Source organism: Pseudarthrobacter sp. PvP090, from assembly GCF_040547365.1.
Lineage (GTDB): Bacteria > Actinomycetota > Actinomycetes > Actinomycetales > Micrococcaceae > Arthrobacter.
In genome coordinates this window covers 296,006-311,166 of the sequence record NZ_JBEPPO010000003.1, presented here as the reverse complement: position 1 = coordinate 311,166, position 15,161 = coordinate 296,006, and the positions used below count along the sequence as shown (strand labels likewise).

General features: G+C 68.8%; 14 protein-coding genes. 10 read left to right on the top strand and 4 right to left on the bottom strand.

Translation table 11 applies throughout. The annotated features are described in order from the left end of the window. Positions 1 to 68: 68 nt before the first annotated feature. On the bottom strand, positions 69 to 1,268 hold the full coding sequence (galK, locus tag ABIC21_RS05165) for a galactokinase (protein WP_354349345.1): 1,200 nt from the start codon (positions 1,266 to 1,268) through the stop codon (positions 69 to 71). After that, entirely contained in the window at positions 1,265 to 2,413 is a 1,149-nt protein-coding gene (gene galT, locus ABIC21_RS05160) for a galactose-1-phosphate uridylyltransferase (protein WP_354349344.1), read from the bottom strand. Before galT ends, galK begins: the two co-directional genes overlap by 4 nt. A 167-nt stretch (positions 2,414 to 2,580) precedes the next feature. Between galT and ABIC21_RS05155 the strand changes: the two genes are divergently transcribed. The 5 genes from ABIC21_RS05155 to ABIC21_RS05135 all read left to right on the top strand — a co-directional run bounded on the left by ABIC21_RS05155 (position 2,581) and on the right by ABIC21_RS05135 (position 8,935). Then, positions 2,581 to 3,387, top strand: coding sequence for a DeoR/GlpR family DNA-binding transcription regulator (locus ABIC21_RS05155; RefSeq protein ID WP_354349343.1), 807 nt, complete (start codon positions 2,581 to 2,583; stop codon positions 3,385 to 3,387). Positions 3,388 to 3,525: 138 nt separating this feature from the next. After that, positions 3,526 to 3,885, top strand: coding sequence for an Hpt domain-containing protein (locus ABIC21_RS05150; protein ID WP_354349342.1), 360 nt, complete (start codon positions 3,526 to 3,528; stop codon positions 3,883 to 3,885). A 192-nt stretch (positions 3,886 to 4,077) separates the two neighbouring features. Next, positions 4,078 to 6,753 carry a PEP/pyruvate-binding domain-containing protein gene (locus ABIC21_RS05145; protein ID WP_354349341.1) on the top strand — a complete coding sequence of 892 codons (2,676 nt, stop codon included), beginning with the start codon at positions 4,078 to 4,080 and terminating at the stop codon, positions 6,751 to 6,753. Between the two features lie 72 nt (positions 6,754 to 6,825). After that, positions 6,826 to 7,593 carry an SDR family NAD(P)-dependent oxidoreductase gene (locus tag ABIC21_RS05140; RefSeq protein ID WP_354349340.1) on the top strand — a complete coding sequence of 256 codons (768 nt, stop codon included), beginning with the start codon at positions 6,826 to 6,828 and terminating at the stop codon, positions 7,591 to 7,593. 181 nt (positions 7,594 to 7,774) lie between these two features. Next, the gene (locus tag ABIC21_RS05135) at positions 7,775 to 8,935 is read left to right on the top strand and encodes a serine hydrolase domain-containing protein (protein ID WP_354349339.1); all 1,161 of its coding nucleotides are present in this window, start codon (positions 7,775 to 7,777) and stop codon (positions 8,933 to 8,935) included. 44 nt (positions 8,936 to 8,979) lie between these two features. On the opposite strand, the gene ABIC21_RS05130 is transcribed toward ABIC21_RS05135, so the two are convergent. Both ABIC21_RS05130 and ABIC21_RS05125 read right to left on the bottom strand, forming a co-directional pair. Further along, positions 8,980 to 9,384 carry a nuclear transport factor 2 family protein gene (locus tag ABIC21_RS05130; protein WP_354349338.1) on the bottom strand — a complete coding sequence of 135 codons (405 nt, stop codon included), beginning with the start codon at positions 9,382 to 9,384 and terminating at the stop codon, positions 8,980 to 8,982. Positions 9,385 to 9,474: 90 nt separating this feature from the next. Continuing rightward, complete coding sequence (locus ABIC21_RS05125) at positions 9,475 to 10,200, bottom strand: alpha/beta fold hydrolase (RefSeq protein WP_354349337.1); 726 nt, start codon at positions 10,198 to 10,200, stop codon at positions 9,475 to 9,477. 91 nt (positions 10,201 to 10,291) lie between these two features. On the opposite strand from ABIC21_RS05125, the gene ABIC21_RS05120 reads away from it, so the two are divergent. The 5 genes from ABIC21_RS05120 to ABIC21_RS05100 all read left to right on the top strand — a co-directional run bounded on the left by ABIC21_RS05120 (position 10,292) and on the right by ABIC21_RS05100 (position 15,069). Then, the gene (locus ABIC21_RS05120) at positions 10,292 to 10,864 is read left to right on the top strand and encodes an MOSC domain-containing protein (RefSeq protein WP_354349336.1); all 573 of its coding nucleotides are present in this window, start codon (positions 10,292 to 10,294) and stop codon (positions 10,862 to 10,864) included. Between the two features lie 70 nt (positions 10,865 to 10,934). Further along, positions 10,935 to 11,279 (top strand): MarR family transcriptional regulator, encoded by a 345-nt coding sequence (locus tag ABIC21_RS05115; protein WP_354349335.1) that lies wholly within the window; start codon positions 10,935 to 10,937, stop codon positions 11,277 to 11,279. Between the two features lie 253 nt (positions 11,280 to 11,532). Next, on the top strand, positions 11,533 to 11,736 hold the full coding sequence (locus ABIC21_RS05110) for a three-helix bundle dimerization domain-containing protein (RefSeq protein WP_354349334.1): 204 nt from the start codon (positions 11,533 to 11,535) through the stop codon (positions 11,734 to 11,736). Between the two features lie 136 nt (positions 11,737 to 11,872). Further along, positions 11,873 to 13,774 carry a pyruvate kinase gene (locus tag ABIC21_RS05105; RefSeq protein WP_354349333.1) on the top strand — a complete coding sequence of 634 codons (1,902 nt, stop codon included), beginning with the start codon at positions 11,873 to 11,875 and terminating at the stop codon, positions 13,772 to 13,774. Beyond that, positions 13,774 to 15,069: a cation:proton antiporter domain-containing protein gene (locus ABIC21_RS05100; protein ID WP_354349332.1), complete on the top strand. Its 1,296-nt coding sequence runs from the start codon at positions 13,774 to 13,776 to the stop codon at positions 15,067 to 15,069. Before ABIC21_RS05105 ends, ABIC21_RS05100 begins: the two co-directional genes overlap by 1 nt. Positions 15,070 to 15,161 lie beyond the last annotated feature (92 nt).

The following is a 15,161-nucleotide window of genomic DNA, read 5'->3' as shown; positions in this document are numbered from 1 at the left end:
AGCGCCCATCGGCTGCTCCATAACCGCCCTTTTGAGGGGTCAAAAGGGCGGTTGTGGAGCAATCGATGTCAGGAAAGGCGCTCCGCTCCGGCGGCCGGCGTGACGGTGAAGATGTCCGGCGCGGTGAACCCGGCGTCCGTGAAGGCGCGGACGACGGCGTCGCGCACCTGGCGCTCGTCCCGCACCGGGGTGAGGGCGATGGCCGAGCCGCCGAAGCCGCCACCGGTCATGCGGGCGCCGATGGCCCCGTGGCTGCGGGCGGTGTCCACGGCGAGGTCCAGTTCGGGGCAGGAGATCTCGAAGTCGTCGCGCATGGAGGCGTGGCTGGCATCGAGCAGGCCGCCGATGTGGGCCGGCCCCTGGGACCGGAGGGTGTCCACGGCCTGCAGCACCCGGTCGTTTTCGGTGACGATGTGCCGGACCCGCCGGAAGGTCACCGGATCGAGCAGCCGCCTGGCCTCCTCGAGGTCCGCGACGGCGACATCCCGCAGCGCCGTGACGCCCAGGACCTCGGCGCCGAGCTCGCAGGACGCCCGCCGGGAGGCATAGCCGCCGTCGGCGTGCGAGTGCGAGACCTTGGTGTCAATGACCAGCAGCACGAGTCCGGCCTCCTGCGCCTCGAACGGCACGAGCTGGACGGACTGGTCCCGGCAGTCGAGGAAGACGGCGTGCCCGCCGGCTCCGCGCAGCGACGCCGACTGGTCCATGATGCCGGTCGGTGCGCCGACGAAGGCGTTTTCCGCATGCTGGGTGAGCGTGACCATCTCCTCGGCGGTCAGTCCGGCGCCGGTGAGGTCATTAAGGGCTGTCACGACGGCGCATTCGATGGCGTGCGAGGAGGACAGCCCCGCGCCGAGCGGGACGTCTGAATCGAGGAGGAGATCGAAGCCGGGGACCTCGATGCCGCGCTGCTGCAGCGCCCAGACCACGCCGAGGGGGTACTTGGCCCAGCCGGTGACGGCGCCGGGGGCCAGGTCGGTAATATCGGTTTCCACGATGCCCTCGCCGCCGGAGGTGGACAGCAGCCGGACAGTACTGTCTTTGCCGAGGGAGCCCCCGCGGGGCCGGACCGCCGTCGTCGCCCGTTTGTCAATGGCGAAGGGCAGGACGAAGCCCTCGTTGTAGTCGGTGTGCTCGCCGATCAGGTTTACCCGGCCGGGGGCGGCCCAGACGCCGGACGGGGCCGCGCCGAACGTGGCCTCGAAAAGGCCGGTCAGGCTGTCCGCCAGGCCGCCGGCCCCGGCGTCGGTGCGGGTGGTGGTGTTCATGCGGGGGCGCCTTCCGGGGTCAGGGTGGTGCGGGCTGCGGCGGCCGGTTCGCTGGCGACTTCCCGCAGCCGGGCCGCGACGGACTCGGGGGTGGTGTCGTTGATGAATGCGCCCATGGCCGCCTCGGAACCTGCCAGGTACTTGAGCTTGTCCGCGGCGCGGCGGGGCGACGTCAGCTGCAGGTGCAGGTGTCCGGCCCGGCGCAGGGCCGGCTCCAGCGGGGCCTGGTGCCAGGCCGCGATGTAGGGGGTCGGGGTGGGGTACAGGGCGTCGAAGCGCTTCAGGAGTTCGGGGTAGAGCTGCGCCAGTTCGTCGCGCTCGGCCCCGCTCAGGGCGGCGAGGTCGGGGACCTGGCGGTGCGGGACGAGGTGGACCTCCAGCGGCCAGCGCGACGCGAAGGGGACGTAGGCGCTGAAGTGTTCTCCCTCGAGCACCATGCGGCTGCCGTCGCCGCGTTCGGCCCGGAGCAGGGAGGACGTGAGCGTCGCCGTGCCGTCCGCGGTGTCGAAGTACTCGCCGGCCGCGGCGGCCAGGACAGCGGCGCGGGGCGTGACGTACGGGTAGGCGTAGATCTGGCCGTGCGGGTGGTGCAGGGTGACGCCGATGTCGGCGCCCCGGTTTTCGAACGGGAAAACCTGCTGGATGCCGGGCAGCGCGCTGAGTGCTTCCGTGCGGTGGGCCCAGGCGTCGATCACCGTGCGGCTGCGGCGCCAGCCCAGTTCGGCGAACGATCCGGTGTGCTGCGGCGTGAAGGCGACCACTTCGCAGCGGCCGACGGCGGGTGCGGTGGTCCCCCAGCCCGGTGCCGCGGGCACTGCATGCGTGTCCGGCCCGAGGGAAGGGAAGCGGTTCTCGAAAACGGCGACGTCGTAGTCCGGCGCCGGAATCTCGGTCTGGTTGGCCGGCGTCGTCGGGCAGATCGGGCACTGGTCCGCCGGCGGCAGGTGGGTGCGCGTCTGCCGGTGCGCGGCGACGGCCACCCATTCGCGGCTGAGCGCGTCAAAGCGCAACTGGCCCGGTTCCGGGCGGGCGGGCAGCTCGCGGTGGTCCACGAGGGATGCGGCGGGGCGCTCGGCGGAGCCGGCGTCGTCAAAGAAGAGGATCTCGCGGCCGTCGGCCAGCCGGGTCATCGTGGTTCGCGTCATGGTTCCAGTTGTACACGAGAAAACATTTTCAAACAATAGAGAACAAAATGAAGCAGAAAGTGTGTGCTTTTGCGGTGCTCGGAAGATACGATGTGCAGGAGGAAGCCTGCGCACTCGCCGCCGTCCACTCCCCCGATGTCCCTGCCAGCACACCCGAAGGACGCAGCATGCTAGCCGCAGCCCGCCACTCCGCCATCATCGCGGAGGTCCAGCGCGAGCGGATCGTCCGCGTCGCGGACCTCGCACAAATGCTCGGCGTGTCCCTGATGACCGTCCGGCGGGACATCGAGGCGCTCGATGCGGCCGGCGCCGTGGAGAAGATCCACGGCGGCGCCAAACTCCCCGGCGGGGTGAGCACCCACGAGCCCGGCTTCGAACTGAAGGTGACCCAGCTGCAGGACGAGAAGATGGCGATCGCACAGGAGGCAGCGGCCCAGGTGCGCGAGGGCATGGCGGTGGGGCTCAGCGCGGGGACCACCACGTGGGCGCTGGCGCAGCTGCTGTCCGTTGGGCCCCGGATCACCGTGGTCACCAACTCGGTCCGCGTGGCCGATGTCTTCCACCAGAGCTCATCCCCGTCCACCGTGATCCTGACCGGCGGCCAGCGCACGCCCTCGGATGCCCTGGTGGGTCCGCTGGCCACCTCGGCCCTGAAACAGCTGCACCTGGACGTTTTGTTCCTGGGCGTCCACGGCGTCGATGCCGACGCGGGATTTACGACGCCGAACGTGCTGGAGGCCGAGACGGACCGGGCCTTCGTGGCCGCGGCCCGCCGGGTGGTGGTGCTGGCGGACCACACAAAGTGGGGCACCTTTGGTATCAGCACCATCGCCGGCCTCGAGGAGGCGGACGAGCTGATCAGCGACGAGGGCCTGCCCGGTGAGGCCCGGCGGATCCTGGGCGAGCGCGTGGGCCGGCTGCGGCTGGCGGGCGGCAGCGGAGCCGCGGGGCCCGTAGCACTTCCGGAGCGTTAGGACCGGCCCGCGGCGCAGACTAGGCTTGAGGTCATGACGTTGGGGGACGCTATGAACAAGCCGCTGTCCGGGGCACCAGTGCCCGATCACAAGACTGCACAGCCGCTTTCCGGCGCTGGTCCTGGAGCACCACCGGTCTTGAACCCCCTTGAACTGCAGGCCCTGATCGAACACGCCGGGCGTTCGGCCGCAGCCAGGTTTGCGGACGATTTCCTCAAACTTTTCGAGGACCGCCTTGCCCGCGTGGACGGGGCGCTGGCAGCGGCGGACCCCGCGGCCGCCCTGAACGCCGTCCTCAGCCTCAAGGCAAGCTCGGCAATGCTCGGAGCGGAGCAAATGACCCTCTACTGCACAGGCCTGGAGACGGAACTCCGCGGGCAGCGGATTCCCAGTGCCGGTGCGCTCCCGCGGCTCGCCGCCGATTTCAGGTCAGCCCTGGCAGGTACCGTCGCGGTCACGTTTCCCGACGACGCCAAGGGTCCGGCGCCGGCCCCCTGAGCTGTGCCAGCTCTGGCCTCTTGCCTGCGGCAGTGCCAGTATGTTGGGCATCAGGCCCAAGGAAGGAGCCCCGCCCCGCCTCCCCGTTGCCCTGTCACTCCTGGTTGCTAAAACCCGCGGATGGGCACCAAAAGTGATAGGGCATCAGGCTCCAGGAAGGGGCCCCGGCTCCGGGCAGAAGGATGCACTGTCATGACTTACGTCAACCACCTCGGCGATGTGGGACCAGACGACGTCGCCTTGGCCGGCGGCAAGGGGATCGGACTGGGCGGCCTCATTGGGGCCGGGCTGCCGGTCCCACCCGGATTTGTGCTGACCACCGCCGCCTATGCGGACTTTGTGGACGCCAACCACCTCGGGGCCGGGATTCAAGAACTGGCCGCGCTGTCACCGCACGCAACGCCGCAGGACTACGAGGACGCCGCGCAACGGATCCGCGCCCTGTTCACGGGCGGATCCATGCCGGCCGCCATCGCAGCGGAACTCGGCGCTGCCTACCGGCATCTCGGCACCGGGGATCCAGCCGTGGCGGTCCGCTCCTCCGCCACGGCCGAGGACCTCCCCTCGGCCAGCTTCGCCGGGCAACAGGAAACCTACCTCAACGTCACCGGGATGGAGGCCCTGGCCGCGGCCGTGACAGAGTGCTGGGCCTCCCTGTGGACGGCGCGCGCCATGGCCTACCGGGCGCGTGAGGGCATCGGACCCGCCGCGGTACGCCTCGCCGTCGTGGTCCAGCGGATGATCGACGCCGAGGCAGCCGGGGTCATGTTCACCGCCAACCCGGCCAACGGACGCCGCGACCGGCTCGTCATCAGTGCCGCGTGGGGCCTGGGCGAGTCCGTCGTCAGCGGAACGGTCAGCACCGACGACGTCGTCGTCGACGCCGGGACGGGCCATGTGCTGTCCCGCCGCACAGCGGACAAACAGGTCATGACGGTCTACGCGGAGCACGGCACACGGGAGGAACCGGTGCCGGCGGACCGCCGTCACCTGCCCGTCCTGGACGACCTGGCAGCGGCGGAGCTGGCCGGCTATGGAACACGGATCATGGAACATTTCGGGACACCGCAGGACATCGAGTGGGCACGGGCCGGCGGGGAGTTTTTCATCCTGCAGTCCCGGCCCATCACCGCACTGCCCGAACCGGCGGCCGACACCCCGGATACCTGGCCGGTGCCGTACCCGAAGGGGCTCTACTTCCGGGCGAGCATCGTGGAACAGCTGCCCGACCCGCTCTCGCCGCTGTTCGCCGACCTCATTGACGGCTCGGTGTCACGGTCGCTGCGGGCTTTGCTCGCCGAGGCCGTCGGCAAGAACGTCATCCGCGCGGACGACGTGGGGCTGCCCACGATTAACGGCTACGCCTATTACTACTACCGCACCTCGGCCCTGTGGCGGGTGACAGCCAAAACGTTAACGGCGGTGCGCGCCCTGGTCCGTGGCAAGGCGCACATGGGAGTGGCCGGCTGGCGGGAATTTTCGCATCCCCGCTACGAGCGGGTGATCAAGGACTGGTCGGCGACACCCGTTGAGGAACTCTCCGGCGAGGACCTGCTGGAGGGTGCGCAGGCGCTGCTCGACGCCGGCACCGTGTACTACACGGCCGTGCAGTCCATCATTCCGCTCGCCGCCACCAGCGAAATGTCCTTCCGGGCGTATTACGACAAGTTCGTGCGCCGCGACGGGGATCCTCCCGCCCAGACGTTCCTCCTCGGCTACGACAGCGAACCCATCCGGGCCGAAAAATCGCTGTACGACCTGTCGGTCTGGGCCCGTGGGGTTCCGGGGCTGGCTGCGGTGATCCTTGAGGAACCGACGACGGCGCTGGTTACCGCCCAGCGCACCGGCATCCCGCCTGCCGGCGTCGACCCGGGCCTCTGGCAGCAGTGGCATTCCCGATTCCAGGACCACCTCGGCCGGTTCGGCCATGCGGTCTACAACCTGGACTTCGTCTGCCCGGTGCCGGCCGACGATCCCGCGCCGCTGCTGGAGACGGTGAAGTTCTACCTGCGGGGACAGGGCACTGACCCGTACGAGCGGCAGCGGCTGTCGGCCGCCCGCCGGGAGGATCTGACAAGCCGGGCGGCCGACCGGCTTGGGCCGCGCCGCCGGGCCGTGTTCCTGAAGCTGCTGCGGTGGGCACAGAGCGCCAACCCGATCCGCGAGGATGCCCTGGCCGACGTCGGCCTGGCCTGGCCGCTGCTGCGCCGGATGCTGTTCGAGCTCGGACGGCGGCTGGTCGGCGCCGGCGTCATCGCCGAGCCCGCCGACGTGTTCTGGCTGCGCCACCGGGAGCTGCGCAGCGCCGTCGAGTTCGGCCTCACCAGCCCGGGCGCAACGGCGGCAGTGGCCATTACCGGAGCAAAGCAGCCCGTCCGCGCCGGCGCCGTCGAAGAGCGCAAGATGCTGTGGCGGGGCCAGGCCAGGGCTGCCGCCCCGCAGCTTCTCCCGGAAAGCCGGTGGATGGAGCGGGCCTTCGGGTCCATGATGCCGGCAGGCCCGCAGGACCAGCCCAGCGACATCATCAAAGGCACCGGCGCCAGCTCGGGCCGGGTCACCGCCCCCGCCCGGGTCCTCAGCGGGCCCCAGGATTTCGCCCGGATGGTGCCCGGGGACGTCCTGGTCGCCCGCATCACCACTCCCGCCTGGACCTCACTGTTCGCGATGGCCTCCGCCGTGGTCACCGACGTCGGCGGCCCGTTGAGCCACAGCTCCATCGTGGCCCGCGAGTACGGCATCCCGGCCGTGCTGGGCACCGGAGTGGCCACCCAGCGGCTCACCAGCGGCCAGCGGATCCGCGTCGACGGCGACGCCGGCACCGTCACGATCGAACGGGGCCTTGGTCCAGTTACGGGTGATCCGTTTTAGCTCCGCGCAACTGCTGCCCCGCCGAGTCGACGGCACCGGTCGCCGGCACCGGACCACGGATAGGATCAGCGCATGGCCCGCATATTCATCACCGGTTCGACCGATGGACTCGGACTCGCCAGCGCCCGGACGCTGCTGGCTGAAGGCCACGAGGTCCTCTTGCACGCCCGCAGCACGGAGCGCGCGGCTGCCCTCGATGGACTTGCCCCGCAGGCGGCCGGCGTTGTGATTGGCGACCTCAGCAGCGCCGCCGAAACCCGGGACCTCGCCGGGCAGGTCAACGCGCACGGGCGGATGGACGCCGTCATCCACAACGCCGGCGTCTACCTCTCGCCGGGGCGCGTCGCGACCCCGGAGGGACATTCCCGCACCCTGGCCGTCAACGTGCTCGCCCCCTACCTCCTCACCGCCCTGATCGAGCGGCCGCACCGGCTGATCTACCTCAGCAGCGGCATGCACCGCGGGGCCGGCGGAAGCCTCCACGACATCGACTGGACCGAACGCCGCTGGAATGCCGGCGCCGCCTACTCCGAGAGCAAACTCCACATCTCTGCGCTTGCCGCCTCCGTCGCCCGCCACTGGCCCGACGTGCTCAGCAACTCCGTTGACCCGGGCTGGGTGCCCACCAGAATGGGCGGCGCCGGCGCCCCCGACGACCTGGCTATGGGCCACGACACCCAGTGCTGGCTCGCCGTCAGCAAGGACCCCGCCGCCCTGGTCTCGGGCAAGTACTGGCACCATCGCCGGCAGCAGAAGCCGGCCCCGGCGGTCACCGATCCCAGCTTCCAGGACAGGCTCACCGAGAAACTCGCCGAACTCACCGGCATCACGCTGTTCTGAGGCAGCACCGGCCCCGGGTCCGACCGGATTGACGGCGGGCCGCCGGGTTCCGACCCGAGTGCGGTGACACCAGCTATTGACGGCCGGAACCGGCCCGAGGAGTATCTGTTGCATCGGACCGGCCCCGCAGATCCACTTCAATGACGGGCCGGAACCGAGGACAAGCTAGGGATCTGATGCCATGTCCGGTGGATGGATGCGCGCGAAGTCCTGCTCCGCCTGGGCCGCCGTTACTTCGGTAGTCCTGGCGGCAGCGACGGGATGCACTCCGGCGCCCCAGCCCACCGAGCGACAATCCCCTTCCACCCTCAGCATTGCAACGTCTCTTGATGGGTTTGGCAACAAGATGCGCGACGCCGGAGCGCCCGCCGTTCTGGTCCAGGCAAAGATGCGCGGCGAGGAATGGTCACGGGCCTACGGTGTGCGGAGTTTGGAAAGTGCGGAGCCTGCCCAGATTAGTGACCGCACACGGGTGGGCAGCGTGACCAAGAGCTTCGTGGCCGTCTCCGTCCTCAAGCTGGTCGCGGAAGGACGGCTCGGGCTCGAGGACCACGTCAGCCAGATCCTTCCCGACGTCGAGCGCCTTTTACGCCCACCCGAGCAGGTCACCGTGCGGCAGTTGCTGCAGCACCGGTCGGGCATGCCTGACTACGTCATCCCGATGCTGCAGCAAGGCAGCCTTCGCGAGGTGTTTGACACCCCCCTGAACCACACGGAGCGGCTCGCCCTGGCGGGAACCCAAAAGTGGGAACGGAAAATTGCCCAGGGTTTTGAGTACTCAAATTCAAACTACGTCGCCCTGGGAATGATCGTGGAACGGCTTCGCGGTCGGCCCATCGGCGACGTCCTGCGGACAGACATTGTGGAGCCGCTCCGGCTGGAGGGAACTGCCATAGCCCAGTCCGGTCCAGCCCCGGGCGACATGGTCCATGGCTACATCACGGTCTTCGGCGAGCGCAGGGATGTCAGCAGTATGGAGATGTTCGCCGGGTCGCCTGACGGCGGGTTGATCTCCACTGTGGGCGATATGAACGCGTTCTATTCGGCGCTGTTGCGGGGACAGTTGCTGCCGTTGTCCCTGGTGGCCGAAATGCAAAGCCCGCTCCATGCGCGTTACGGTCTGGGCATTGGCCGCTGGAACGACACGTGCACCAACAATTTCTATTACGGCCACGGAGGGGATGTGCCGGGGTACGGAACCATCTCGGTCTCCAGCGCGGACGGTTCGCGGCAGGTCTCCATGTCCTTGACGTATCCGCCCGGCCCGTTCGGTGTCAGGGACAACGGAATAGTGGACGACATGATGGAGACCGTGGTGGAGGCATTGAATGCCGCCTGCTGAGGGCGCCACTGTTGAGCCTTGCGTTCCCCGACGCTCGGCCGTCGTTAGGTTTTCTCCACCCACTGCGCGCGCCAGGCCGGCGCTTCGAACGCCTCACTCCAGTACGCGGTTTCCTTGGCAATTTTGCCGTCCCGGAATTCGAAGATGAAGACCGTTTCATACTTCGGGCCGCCGTAATCCAGGGACGCCTCGAGGACCAGCAGGTCCCCGCCGCTAACCAGCCTGCGGGGCGTGATGGTCGGCAGTTGCGGGAAGGCGTTGTAGATTCCCCTCCGGTTCTCGGCGCCGCGCACGACTTCCCCGGATTGCGGCCAGTGCATGACCGCGTCGTCATGAAACAGCTCGTCCATGAGTTCAACCCGACGGTCGTTGATGCAAGCGATCAGTCGGTTGACCACAATCTCGTTTGCCTTCGATTCATCCATACGATTCGGCTCCATGTCCTGCATTTTGCTCCCGTACGGTGGTTTCCGCCACAGCCTTTAGGCTGGGACCGTCCCAGGGCCGTGCCGCCCGCCGGAGACCAGCGGTGGTGGGACTCAGTCGACAGAACCAAGAAACGCCGTTGCGTCCTCGGCCACATGTGCGGGGCACTCCCACAAGACAAGGTGAGCCACGTCGGGATAGACCTTCAGCTCGGCGCCCGCTATCCGCGCCGCCAGGGCTTCCTGGTGCCGCCGCGGCAGCACGCCATCGTGGGCTCCCCACAGGATGAGCGTGGGCGCATGAATCGTTCCGGACTCGGTGGGCGGCTCTGCGGCACGCAGGCCCTCCAGAATGCGCTTCCACGCATGCGCGGGCATTCTGAGGCCGTCCTGCACCCGGTCCTCGATGAACCACCTCGGGACGGCGTGCAGCAGGGGAAACCAGGACAGCGATTTCCGCACCCAGTCCTCGTCGATGGGGTCCGTGAGACGGTCGACCTCGTCCGTGAACGCAGGCCGGCCCCGCAGGCTCAAGGGAGAGCCCACCAGGACAAGTGCCGCGACGAGCTCCGGGTGCTCAACGGCCAGCTGCTGGGCCACGTAGCCGCCGCTGGAGGAGCCGAGGACGAAGGCCCTCTGCACGTCGAGGGCAGCCAGGATCGCGGCGGCGTCCCGGGCCTGTTCCGCCAGCGAATAGCCGTCCGCCGGCTTGTCGGCGTCGCCCTGGCCGCGGAGGTCTGGCGCATAGACCCGGAAACCGGTCAGCAGGGGCACAAGACGGTCGAAGCTACGGCGGGATTCGCCCCAGGCATGCAACAGCAACAGCGGCCTGGCGTCCACGCTTCCTTGGACGAGACAGGGCACCGTGATGCCGCTGGAAAGCCGTAGGATCCGGACCTCGGGTTCCATAGGCTCAGGGTAGTTTGAAGGCATGACGGCAAGCTACAGGTACGACGTCGAGATCCTCCACCTTCTCGTATCGCCCGCCCACGCATACTTCGGCCGCGCCCGCGACGGCGCAGCCGACGTCCCCACAACGGACGCGGACAGGGTGGAGCTGGTGGCCGGCAAGGGGATCGCCGGCGACCGGTTCTTCGGCAAGGCTGCGCACATGGATGCGGCCGTCACCCTGATCGCGGCCGAAGCCCTCGAGGAGATGGCCGCGGAGCTGGGCGCCGAGCCCTTTGACCCGCTCCTGACCCGGCGCAATGTGGTCATCAGAGGGGCGCAGCTGGCTCCCCTGCTGGGTCAGGACTTCGCTCTGGAGTCGGGCGGGGATCTGGTGCGGCTCCGGGCGGGGCGGCCGGCCCACCCGTGTGCCTGGATGGACCGGATGCTCGCCCCTGGAGCGCACGCCGCCATGCGCGGGCGGGGAGGCGTGCGCTGCCAGCCTCTTTCGGACGGCCTGCTGCACCGCGGCCCGGCCGTGCTGGTCAGCCTCGTGCCGCTGGACCCTGCCCTGGCTGGCATGCCCAGCCTCCTGCGGCCGTCGCGGCTGCCGTAGGGCCGGACGGCGGCCAGCGGTCGAGCTGCGGACGTTGGCCTAGGCGTAAGCGTCCTGCGACCATGGACTGGTGAACAGGCCAATCGGATACTGGATCAAGCAGCTTGATGCGTCGCTGGAGACACAACTCGATTCCACGCTGGCCCGCCTGCACGTCACCCGACGACAGTGGCACGTACTCAATGCTCTGAAGGCCGGCCCCGCCACGCCCGCGAAAGTAAGGAATATCCTGCGCCCCTTCAACTCAGGGGACGGCCCCGCCGCGCAGGAGCGGGACATGGCCGTGCTGGTTCGAAAGAGGCTCGTGCTTCTGCTCGACGGCGGCCTCACCCTCACCGAAGCCGGCTCGGCACTGCACGCGGAGGCCACCGCCCTCGTGGAGGACACGCGGCGGGAACTTACGGCAGGCATCTGAGCGGACGAGTATGCGATCGCCGTCAGCGTGCTCGAACGCATGAGCCGCAACGCAGACCGGCTCACTCGGTGAGAGAGCTCCGCGCTGCAGTTCACTCCCGTGAAGATTCCTGCCGGACTTTCCTTCAAAGCTCATGGCGGCGCCTTCCCGTAAACAGAGATGGGTCCTCTTCAGCGTAGGCCGGCACTTTTAACGACCGGTGAACGGCCACCTTTTGGTTGACGCCGAAACAGGTCTGAAGCACACTGAAATAGTGAGCGACGCCGAGAGGGACCCGACCATCCGCAAGGTTGCAGACCGCCTCGCCACCCGCTTCCCCGCGGCGCCCCGGCACCGCATTGAAGGAATCGTCGCGGAGGAATACGACTCGCTGGAAACCGGCCGGATCAGAATCTACATCCCGACGCTGATCGAAAACAGCGCCCGGACCAGACTCCACCGTGAGCTCAACAACTAGGCAGTAGTCGGCCCACGACGGCGGCGCCCCCTAGGGCCTTTGGACACAGGCCCCGGCAGGTCCGCCCCGACTAACATTGAGCATGGTAAGTTCCGCCCCGCTCGATGCGGAACGAAAATGCGACCCGCAGGAGTAAATGCTCGTGTCCAATGCGGAGATCGAAGAACTGCGCGCATTGCTTGAGGAAGTCATCAGGCTCCGGCGCAACGTCAAGCACGCCGAAACAAGCAGCGTCGGAAGAATCGATGCCGTCCGGCCCCGCCACCGCGAGAGTGCCCTCAACCTCGTTCACTACGCCGAGCTGCGCCGCCATGACATCCGCGACCTCCAGTCCCGGCTCTCGAAGTACGGGCTGTCCTCGCTCGGACGCACGGAATCACATGTGCTGCCCAGTATCGAAACGCTGATCTGGACCCTCACCCGGCTGGTCACCACTGATGGCGGGCACACCGCCCCGCCGGCCGGTTTCCTGGACGGCGGCGAGCTGCTCGCGCGGAACGCCGTCAACCTCCTGGGGCCCAGACCGGAAGACCGCTCCACGCGCATCATGGTCACGCTGCCGAGCGAAGCTGCAACGGACGCGTCCCTCGTCCGCGGCATGGTGGAGCGGGGGATGGACCTTGCCCGCATCAACTGCGCCCACGACGGACCCCCGGCATGGCGGCACATGGTCGACCATGTCCGCGCCGCGGAGGAAGCCACCGGGAAACGCGGCCTCATCGCCATGGATCTCGCCGGCCCCAAGCTGCGCACCGGCCCGGTGCGCCCGGGCCCCAGGGTTCTCCGGGTCAAACCGGTCCGCAGCAACACGGGCACGGTGCTGGAACCCGGACGCGTGTGGCTCGGCGAAGCACCCGAACCGGCCCCCGCCCCGGCATTGCCGGCAATTCCCCTGGATGACAACGCCTGGGCCGGCTCACGGAAGCGGGGCCAGAAGATCACGTTGGATGATGCCCGCGGCGCCCGCCGCACGCTCGTCGTCGAGCAGACGGCCCCCAACGGGTGCCTGGTGACGCTGGATAAAACCGCCTATTTCATGCCCGGGACCAGACTCACCGCGGTCCCGGACCCGGCGGCCGGCAAGAAAGGCCACCACCCGGGGCGCCCCTCCGTCAAAGTCGGGGAACTCCCGGCCGTTCAGGAGAGCCTGCTCATTCGTCGCGGTGACAGCATTGTGCTCAGCAGCAGCCTCGAACCCGCGGACAGCACCTCGGTGGGCAACCACCGCATCGGGTGCACCCTCGCCGGCGTCCTCGCTGACGTACGGACCGGGGAACGGATCTGGTTCGACGACGGCAAGATCGGCGCCGTGATCACGGCCGTCGGGCCGGGAGAGCTCACGGCCAGGGTCACGTCCGCCGCACCGCAGGGTACGCGGCTCCGCGCAGAAAAGGGCATCAATCTTCCGGACTCGCGGCTCACCGTCTCTGCCCTGACCGAGCAGGACGTCGCGGATCTGGAGCACGTCCGGGAGCTGGCCGACATCGTGAGCATGTCTTTTGTCCGCAGCGCATCAGACGTGCGGGAACTCCTCGCCCACCTCGATCCGGAGCGGGACCGGAACCTGGATATTTTGCTCAAGATTGAAACCGTGGCGGCCTTCAAGGCCTTGCCCGACATCCTCCTTGAACTGATGAAGTGGGCCGACGTCGGCGTCATGATCGCGCGCGGGGACCTCGCCGTGGAAGCCGGCTTCGAACGTCTCGCAGAGGTCCAGGAGGAAATCCTGTGGCTCTGCGAAGCCGCCCACGTCCCCGTGGTCTGGGCCACCCAGGCGCTTGACACCCTCGCCCGGGCCGGCAGGCCGTCCCGGGCCGGCAGGCCGTCCCGGGCCGAAGTGACCGACGCCGCCATGGCCCAGCGTGCCGAGTGCGTCATGCTCAACAAGGGTCCCTTCATCAACGAAGCGATCAGCATGCTCGCGGATATTCTCGGCCGGATGCAGGACCACACCCAGAAGAAGAGCAGCCTGCTCAGGCGCCTCCGCGCATGGGACGACGCCGGCGCCGGAGCCACGGAAACGGGGACGGACCCCTGATGGAACTCACGGCCTTAGTCCTCATCACGGCCACCTTGTTCGTGTGGGCGCTGGTTTCGGCGCGGCTGCAGCAGGCGGACCTGACCGCCCCCGTGGTGTTCACCGCCGTCGGTGCGGCCATGGCCTGGTCCGGGCTGGTCGATGGCTCGTCACCCCCGGAGGCAGTCACCCCGATAGTCGAGATCACCCTGGTGTGGGTGCTCTTCTCCGACGCCGCCCGCCTGCCCCTGCAGCAGCTGCGCCGTGATGTGGGCCGCTATGTTCGGCTGCTGGGAATCGGCCTGCCGCTGACGATCGTGTTCGGCTGGGTCCTGGCACTTTGGTTCTTCCCGCACGTCGGGCTGTGGCTGGCCCTCCTCGTCGGCGCGGCACTGGCCCCCACCGACGCCGCCCTCGGGATCCCGGTGGTGACGAACCCGGCCGTGCCGTCACGGATCCGCCAGCTGATCACTGTCGAGAGCGGCCTCAACGACGGCATCGCCACCCCGGTGGTTATGGTCGCTATCGCCGGCGCGGCCGCCGCGGCAGGACTGGAGAGCGCCGCCGCTCCCGGCAGCGCCGCCGTCGCGCTGCTCATCGGCGCCGGCGTCGGCGCAGCAACCGGGGCCCTGGGCGGGTGGCTGCTGCAGCTGGCCCGCCGGCACGGGACCGCCACCGAGGACTTCGCCGGCATCGGCGTCCTGGCCCTGAGCCTGCTCGCCTACACCGTCGCCCTCGCCGTGGACGGCAACGGGTTCGTCGCCGCGTTCTGCGCCGGCCTGGCGTTTGGCACGTGCGCGGGCCAGCGGGGACCGGCGGAACTGGTCTTCGTTGAGCAGATGGGCGGACTGGTCTCCCTGCTGGTGTGGCTCGCTTTCGGCGCCATCTCCGTTCCGACCTTGCTGGCGAACTTTGTTCCCCTGACGCTGGTCTACGCAGTGCTCAGCCTCACGGTGGTGCGCATGCTGCCGGTGGCGCTCGCCTCGATTGGTTCCGGCCTCGACCGGAAGACCGTCCTTTTTGTGGGGTGGTTCGGACCGCGCGGCCTGGCGTCGCTCGTGTTCGCACTGCTGGCGCTGGAAGCCCTCGGAACAGTGTCGAATGAGGCGGTGGGCGTCATCACGGCCACCGTCCTGCTCAGCGTCGTGGCCCACGGCATCAGCGCCGCGCCGCTGGCCGCCCGCTACGGACGGGCCGCTGCCGCCGCCGGCCCGGAGCCCGGCGGCCCGGTGCCGGTCACTCCCGCGCCCGCCCGGGGCTTGAGCCGCAAGCACACGCCGCTTCCCCGTTTTCCGTGGAAACGGGCACGTCCCTAGTCCGCTTTGGACCCCGGCGGGCGCCGCCACGGCGACTGCCTGTGATGAGTCTCACGGTCCATAAATGCGAAATCCGCTTGAGCCGATTACGC